Origin of the sequence: Parafrankia colletiae, from assembly GCF_001854655.1 — a bacterium.
Lineage (GTDB): Bacteria > Actinomycetota > Actinomycetes > Frankiales > Frankiaceae > Parafrankia > Parafrankia colletiae.
In genome coordinates, this window is sequence record NZ_MBLM01000170.1 from 21,700 (window position 1) to 29,766 (window position 8,067).

At 69.6% G+C, this 8,067-nt stretch carries 6 protein-coding genes; 1 reads left to right on the plus strand and 5 read right to left on the minus strand.

All coding sequences use genetic code 11. The features are described 5' to 3' along the window. Window positions 1-112: 112 nt before the first annotated feature. From CC117_RS31890 to CC117_RS31905, 4 genes are all read right to left on the minus strand, one after another. A complete protein-coding gene (locus CC117_RS31890) occupies window positions 113-1,237 on the minus strand; it encodes an NAD-dependent epimerase/dehydratase family protein (protein ID WP_071091556.1) in 1,125 nt (374 codons plus the stop codon). Between the two features lie 67 nt (window positions 1,238-1,304). Further along, window positions 1,305-2,894 carry a class I adenylate-forming enzyme family protein gene (locus CC117_RS31895; protein WP_071091560.1) on the minus strand — a complete coding sequence of 530 codons (1,590 nt, stop codon included), beginning with the start codon at window positions 2,892-2,894 and terminating at the stop codon, window positions 1,305-1,307. A gap of 156 nt (window positions 2,895-3,050) precedes the next feature. Next, window positions 3,051-3,800, minus strand: a complete 750-nt coding sequence (locus tag CC117_RS31900; protein ID WP_071091563.1) for an N-acyl homoserine lactonase family protein — start codon at window positions 3,798-3,800, stop codon at window positions 3,051-3,053. After that, entirely contained in the window at window positions 3,797-5,167 is a 1,371-nt protein-coding gene (locus tag CC117_RS31905) for an MFS transporter (RefSeq protein WP_084133091.1), read from the minus strand. The genes CC117_RS31900 and CC117_RS31905 overlap by 4 nt, the downstream gene beginning before the upstream one ends. A gap of 968 nt (window positions 5,168-6,135) precedes the next feature. On the opposite strand from CC117_RS31905, the gene CC117_RS31910 reads away from it, so the two are divergent. Next, window positions 6,136-7,332 carry an FAS1-like dehydratase domain-containing protein gene (locus CC117_RS31910; protein WP_071091566.1) on the plus strand — a complete coding sequence of 399 codons (1,197 nt, stop codon included), beginning with the start codon at window positions 6,136-6,138 and terminating at the stop codon, window positions 7,330-7,332. A gap of 75 nt (window positions 7,333-7,407) precedes the next feature. On the opposite strand, the gene CC117_RS31915 is transcribed toward CC117_RS31910, so the two are convergent. Then, window positions 7,408-8,067: acyl-CoA dehydrogenase family protein (locus CC117_RS31915; protein ID WP_256385437.1), on the minus strand; the 660-nt coding region annotated here is incomplete at its 5' end.

Consider the following 8,067-nt stretch of genomic DNA (forward strand, 5'->3'; position numbering starts at 1 on the left):
CCGCCCGTCCGCCCCACCCGGGCGGGCGGGCGGATTGTCGTCAGGACACGAGCTCCGTCAGCAGGACAGGAGCTTCATCAGTACAAGCCGGGCCGGGACGGCCGCGCCGCAACTATGACGGCGTGGCCGCCCCGCCGGCGTGCCACGTCTCGTCGGGGCGGCGCGGGTGGCGGTAGGCGTGGACCGGCCGGAACGGCTCCGCGTCGTCGGCCCACCCGCCGCGCAGCGCGGCCCAGCGCGCCATCAGGTCATCCTCATGGGCGTAGTCGAACCGGTCGCCGAGGCRCTTCTCCTCCGGACCGCCAGGCGCGGGCGGGTTCTCGACCAGCCAGTCGACTGTGGCGCCGAAGGCATCCGCCGGGCGGACGGTGTCGGCGTAGCCGAGCTCGGCCCGGATCCGGGCGTTGCCGCGCAGCCGGTGGTCGGGTCCGTGACGCCAGTAGGGATGGCACGGGGTCGCCAGCTGGTAGGGCATGTCGACCAGCTCCACGTCCACCCCGAGGCGGGCGGCGACGAACTCGATGCGCTGGCGCATCGTGAACACGGCGTCGTCAGCGACGACGAACTTGCGCCCGGCCGCGGCCGCGCGGTGGTCCACCGCCAGCAGAACGGCCTGCACCGCATGCTCGGTGTAAAGCCTGCTCTCCAGGCGGAAAGCTCCGTCGGCAATGACTATCCGGCGCCTGCCGTCGAGAATGCGCCGCACGATGCACCAGTCGTGCGGCGCGACCTGCCGCGGGCCGTAGACCACGGGATAAGCCAGCAGGGTCGCTGCGAAGGCGCCTGCCGCGTGGGCGTCGAACAGGGCCTGTTCCGCCGCGGCCATCCTGACCGCAAGAGTGCCCTGGGCCGGGTCCTGTTCCAGGTACTCGGCATCTTCGGAGGGCATGGCGGGCCTGCCCAGTGTGCCCCAGCGCGGATCGGCGGCATGTGCGAGAGAGCCGTGGGCGCCCCCGACGGCGACCACCCGGTCGGCGCGGCCGGCAAGGACCTGCGCCGTGACCGCGAGCCGTCCGTACTGCGCCACCACGAGGTCGAACTCCGCTCGGCCCAGACCGGCACCGAGTGTCTCCGGCCAGTGCGGGTCGGTGTGGATGTGGCGGACCTCGCCGGGCAGCTCGACCTCGTGCTGGCCGCCGTGCAGGATCGTCACGTCGAAGCCGCGGTCGAGCAGTCCCCGCACCACTCCCGGGCCGGTCGGCCCGGTACCGCCGATGACGAGGGCGGATCGCACCATCACCCCTCCCTGGCCGCGCCCGGCCTCGGGCGCCGCGTCGGCCTGCGGCGACCCGAGGCCGGGCTGCTCATCGGGACGCGGCGGCTTCGGCGACGAATGCCGCCGCGAGCGTGTGCTTGTCGACCTTCTCCGACCCGAGCACCGGCAGCTCCTCGGTCTGGAAGCGCCACCGGGTCGGTATCGCGAAGGACGCCAGCTCCGAACGCAGCACCTTGATGACGTGCTCCACGAGGTCCGGTCGGTCAGCGGTGRCCCTGTCAACCACCACGACCGCCGCCACCTCCTCGCCCAGGTCGGCGTGCGGCAGGCCGATCACCGCCGCGTCGAGGACGCCGGGTACGCCCACGAGTGCGCGTTCCACCGACAGCGGCGCGATGTTCTCGCCCCCGCGGAGAATGAGATCCTTGCTCCGGCCGGTCACCCAGAGGTAGCCGTCCTCGTCGAGGTAGCCCAGGTCTCCGGTATGCAGCCACCCGTCGGCATCGATGGGACCAGATACCTCCCCATAGTAACCGATCATCTGCGAAGCGGCACGGATCAGCACCTCACCGTCCCCGCCCGGTGACCCGTCTCCGAAGGAGATCTCGACGGTGGGCAGCGGCAGGCCGCAGCACCCGGGCCGGTCACGGGTGTCGCGGCCACTCGCCGCGGTCGCCTGGCCGCCGTTCTCGGTGAGGCCGTAGCCGGTGGCGACGCGGGCCTGGACGGACGGCAGCTCCTCGCGGATCCGCCGGTACAGGCTGGGGTGGGCCGGTGCGCCACCCAGCGTCAGGGACCGGAGGCTGTGCAGGTCGACCGGCCGCTGGGCCTGGGCGTCGAGCAGCCGGCTGACCATGGTGGGAACGGCGCTCCAGCGGGTGACGCCGTGTGCGGTGATGAGATCCATCGCCGCGTCCGCGTCGAACTTCCCTACCGGGAACACCAGGCTCTCACCGACCACGACTCCCCGTACCAGGGTCTGCACACCGCCGACGTGGAACAGCGGCCCGGTGTGCAGGGCGACGCTGGGCGCCGCGCCTTCGAGTTCCTGCGGAAGCCGCTTGGTGATACGCAGCAGCGAGTGCAGGCCGGAGATGATCGAGCGGTGCGAGAGCACGACCGCCTTGGGGAAGCCGGTGCTGCCCGAGGTGAACAGGATCAGCGCGGGCTCGTTCTCGTCGCCACCGTCGGGACGCTCGGGCAGCGGGCCGTCGACCTCGCCGACCATCGGCCACGGCGCGAGCGGGCTCCCGGCGGGAACCTTGTGCTCCAGGCGGCGGTCGGCGAGCACGGCGGCGGGGGTGAGCAGGGTGAAGGCGTGCTCCATCTCGCGCGTGCTCCACCAGGCGTTGACCAGGACGGGAACGGCGCCGGCCCACCAGGTGGCCCAGAGGTTCACCACCCAGTCCGGGCTGTTCCAGCCCAGCAGCGCGACCCGGTCCCCCCGCACCACTCCGTGCTCGCGCAGCTGGGCCGCCTTGCGGCGGGCCGCGGGCACGAGATCGGCGAAGTCGAGCCGCACATCGCCCTGCACGATGTGGGCCCGACCCGCCCAGCGGTCAGCGTGATCCAGCAGGGACTCCAGCCGCCGGGCACGTGGCGCGTACATGCGGTACGRCACGCCCCCAAGCTCCTCGACCGTGACATCGCGTCCCCACGTGGGGATCGAGCCGCTCATCGCCGTTTCCTCTCCGCCGTCCACGCGGGCCCTGCGGCCGGCGAGGCTCGACAATGATCACACGTTCTGTTCGCACTATCGAACACCGATACGCATTTACGTACCTTCGACTCTAAGATGCCACTTGTCGATGGTCAACGCATCAAGTTCGCGTGCTCAGCGGAAGACCCGCCGTTCGACGACCAGGGGGTCGTGGCTCGGGATGACCTCGCAGCCGAACCGCTCGATCCGTCGCACGCTTTCCTCGTAGGCCACGAGATCGGTGAAGAAGCCGGACGGAATGCGGTCGGCCTCGGCATCGCCCTCCCAGTTCTCGTACAGGTCGACACAGTCACCCGCGATCAGATAGCGGTTCGTCGCAGCCTCGATCAGGACGCCCTGCGAGCCGGGCGTGTGCCCGGGCAGGGAAACCGCCGAGACCCCTGGTGCGAGGTCGCTGTCACCATCGATCGCATCGATCCGGTCCTCGGCGCGCAGCCACGCCGGGGGCAGGTCGGGCACGGCCTCGAACTGGCGGCGATGCCACGCGACCGGCCGGCGGGCAAAGTCGATCTCGCGGCGCTGCAGGACGATGCGGGCGTTCGGGAACAGATGGTTGTTGGAGCAGTGGTCCCAGTGCAGATGGGTGTTGACGACCAGACCGACCTCGTCGGGGTCGATGCCCAGTGCGCGCACAGCCGCGTCGGGCTGCTCCTCGGGCGTCTGCTCCATCCTGATCCGGTGGTGTTCCCAGGCCCGGCTCAGGTCGGCTCCGGTGTCGACGATGACCGGGGCGGGACCCCCCTGGATCACGAACATGATCAGCGGAATGTCCAGCGTCTCACCCCAGCCCCGGAGATAGGTGAGCGACGGCTTGTGCAGGCCGAACACGCGGCCCACCGAGACCGCGGTGACGGTGAGTGTCACGATGTCGCCTTCTGCCCTGGYGCGGGCTGGTCGACCAGCTCGTTGTTCGCGGTCTCCCGCAGGACCAGCGTGCACACCAGAGCGACCACGCAGTAGGCAGCCAGAATCAGCCCGAACACGAATCCGCCCTGGCTGTCGATGATGCTGGCGGCGATCAGTGGCGGTATGGCACCTCCGATGACACCCGCGAGGCTGTAGGAAAGCCCAGCCGCCGTATAGCGGTAGCGGGTGTGGAAGAGCTCGGACATAAACGACCCGGCGACGCCGAAACCATGGCCGGCGATCAGGAACGTCCCCGCCATGCCGATCCAGAAGGCAGCGAGAGTTCCCTGGTCCAGAATCGGGAACAGGACAAGCGACCACGGGATGYCGGCGGCGCTGGCGATCAGCAGGATCCGCCTCCGGCCGAACCGGTCGCACAGAATGCCGCCCGAGATGATGRCCAGGCCGTTCATCACGTTTCCGGCAATTCCGGCCGACAGTACCTCGGGTCGGCTCAGGCCGAGCGTGGCGGTGCCGTAGTGGGTGAGGTACGCGATCCCGATGTAGCCGAGGGCGAAGGCCATCACCAGCGCTCCCGCYCCGAGCAGGATCTCCCTCCACTGGTTGACGACAGCCTCCTTGAACGGCAGCGTGCGGGTGCCACGCCGACGCTTCGCCTCGACCTCGAACGCCGGAGTCTCCTCGACCTTCAGCCGCACCCAGAGACCGACGCCGATGAGCACGGCGCTGAGGAGGAAGGGCACGCGCCATCCCCAGTCCGTGAAGGTGTCGTCGGCGACGAACAGGGCCGCGATGAGGTACACGGTCAGGGCCAGGATGTTGGCGAGCGCGCCGCCGAGATTTGTGAACATCGCCCAGAAGCCGCGACGGYTCTTCGGTGAGTGCTCGGAGGTGAACAGCGCCGCACCCGCCCACTCTCCGCCGGCGGCCAGGCCCTGCGCGATGCGGAGCAGGACGAGCAGAATCGGCGCCGCGACCCCGATCGTCGCCGCCGTGGGCAGCAGGCCGATGAGGACGGTGGAGACGCCCATCAACGACATCGTGAAGATGAGGGTCCGCTTGCGCCCGAGTCGGTCACCGAAGTGCCCGAACAGGATCGACCCCAGCGGGCGGGCGGCGAAGGCGACACCCTGGGTCGCGAACGACAGGACGATACCGGCGTGTTCACCGAGGGCCGGGAAGAAGGCATGCCCGAAGACGAGGGCCGCCGCGGTGGCGTAGATACCGAAGTCGTAGAACTCGATGACGGTGCCCATGAGGCTCGCCGTGGCGACCCGGCGCATCTTCTTCGGGTCCGACTCGTTCCCACTCTCGATGGGCCGGTCGGCCGGCAGATCCTGTGCGGGCGCGTCTTGTAACGTCATCTGGAAAACTCCACGAGTTGTCGGGCGGCTCGGCGGCCGATCTACCCATGCCTCCCGAAGGCTCGTTCCAGGCACTCGCGGCTTTCGCATCCCGGCAGCAGTCGGACGATAAGGGGGAATTACTCCCGACAAGTCGTCCCTGCCGCCGTCTCGCCTGCCGCGCAGATGTCCTGACTCGGGTCACTGGGGCTCCTGGGCTGTTCATCGCGGAGAGGGACAGACGCCTCCGCTGTCGCACACTGCCGGCGACGTGGGGACCCGCGATGGATCCCGGACGACGACCGGCCCTGAACTTCTCGACCACACGCCGGCAGGCCCGGGGRCACTGCAGGCCGTGGCCGGCTCCCGCCACGGAGCGTCGTCGCCCCTGTCGGCCGGCCCGCACACAGCTCGGGCCGCACGACGGGCTGCGACGGAGTGATCCGCAGCCTCACTTGGTTCGTATATACGAACCATCATCTCCAATCGGGAACTCTGGAGGGAAATTAGCTGCGCCCAACGCGGCAAGTCAATAGGTGCGCGCCTCGGCCCCGACAGCGAGGGCCGCCCGCGGCCGCGTTGACACCCACCCCAGGCGGTGAAAGTATCCGTAATGGCGACCCAACGTTCTGATTTAGGAACGATCGAGGAGGGGTGGTCGATGCCGACCATCGAGGCCGCGGTCGGTCCCGCTCCGGGTCCCGGCGTACGGCGCCACGCGGCGCGTCCGCTCACGCCAGCAGGTCCCGCCGCTGCGGCGGCTGGCTCRGAGCGCGGTCATGACCGCCCGCCGGCACGCGCGGCACGGGGCCCGTCGGCCGAGCGCCACCGCCGCCGCCGCCACTTCGTGCGCGTGGCCCCCCGCCCAGCCCTGCCGCCGGCCCCACGACCAACCCGACCCCAGGTCCGTGGAATCCCCGTGGAGCCAGGGCCCCGGGGCCACAGCACGCCACTGCTATCCGCTCCGCCCGACTGCAGATGGGAAACAGATGACGACGACACATGAGGAAAAGACCGACGAAATCGGGAGAGAACTGGCGCTGGGCAAGTTCACCGACGAGTTGCTGGCGGAGATGCGGGCGCTGATCGGTACGCAGCTGCGCACCGACGCCTGCATCAACAACGAGTACGCGACCCGCCTGGCCATCCTGCGCTTCGCCGAGGGGATCGGTGACGACAACCCGCTGTGGACCGACGCCGCCTATGCGGCGGGCACCCGACATGGCGGCATCGTGGCTCCCCCCAGCTTCATCTTCGCCTGCCTCGGCTCCGTCCAGGTGGGATGGCGCGGCCTGGGCGGGTTCCACGCCGAGACGACCATGACCTTCGAGCGGCCGATCCACGTGGACGACAAGATCACGGCGACGGTGGTGTTCGACGGGTTCGAGGGGCCGGTCGACAGCAACTTCGGCGGCCGCCGTATCAAGGACTTCCTGCGCCAGGAGTACCGCAACCAGCACGGTGAGCTGGTCGCCACGTTCATCTGCTCGCGGATGCGCTTCGAGCGCGGCGAGATGCAGAAGCGGCGCGACTCCCGCAAGATCGAGCTGCCCCACCCGTGGACCGACAGCGAGCTTGCCGCGGTCGAGGCGGACGTCCTCGCCGAGCGCCCGCGCGGAGCGGTGCCGCGGTACTGGGAGGACGTCGCCGTCGGCGACGAGATCGACGTCATCACCAAGGGCCCGATCGGTCTGACCGACTTCATCGCCTACATCGCCGCGGGTGCTGCTCCGATTCCCCGCATCTCCGCGCACGGTGTCGCGTTGCGGCGTTACCACAAGCACCCGAAGTGGGCTTTCCGTGACCCGAACACCCACGCGCTGGAGCCGGTCTACTCGGTGCACTACAACGACTACGCGGCGCGCCTTCAGGGTGCCCAGATCGCCTATGACGTCGGTATCCAGCGCACCTGCTGGCAGATCCACTCCCTGACCAACTGGATGGGGGACGACGGCTCGCTCAAGGCCCTGCACGGCCAGTACCRCAGCCACGTCTACCTGTCGGACGTGGTGCGCCTCGGTGGCCGCGTGGTGRCCAAGGAGATCGACGCCGACGGCGACCACGTCGTGCGGGTGGAGACCTGGGCGACGAACCAGCGTGGCGCGAACGTCATGCCCGGGTCCGCCGTCGTCGCCCTTCCGAGCCGGGGCGACACACCAGCCGGTCAGACACCAGCCGGCCAGTGAGGCTGGCGCCGTCGACGGGGCGGGACACCGCACCCGCCGACGGCGTGTGGCCGGCTCGCCGCCGGCCACCCTGGTTCAGCCGCGGAGTTTGTACTCCTTGAGCAGGGCGCGGCTGATGATGCGCTTCTGGACCTCGGAGGTGCCCTCGCCGATCAGCATGAACGGGGCCTCGCGGTAGAGCCGCTCGATCTCGTACTCCTTGGAGTACCCGTAGCCGCCGTGGATCCGGAACGACTCGGTCGTCACCTCGTGGCAGTACTCACTGGCCAGGAACTTCGCCATCCCCGCCTCGACGTCGTTACRCTGCCCGCTGTCCTTCTTCCGCGCGGCGGCGACCATCATCAGATGCCCGGCCTCGACCTTCGTCGCCATCTCCGCGAGCTTGAACGCGATCRCCTGATGATCCGCGATCTRCCRGCCGAACGTCCGCCGCTGCTGCGCGTACGCGATCGCGAGCTCGAACGCCCGGATCATGATGCCGCAGGCACGGGCCGCCACGTTCACCCGGCCGACCTCGACACCATCCATCATCTGGTAGAAACCACGCCCCGCCGCGTCCGGCCCACCCAGGATGGAACTGGCCGGCGTCCGGTGCCCATCCAGGATCATCTCCGTCGTCTCGACACCCTTGTACCCGAGCTTGTCGAGCTTGCCCGGGATCGTGATCCCGCCGTGCGACCCGAACCCGGGCTCCTTCTCCAACAGGAACGTCGTCATGTTCCGATACACCGACTC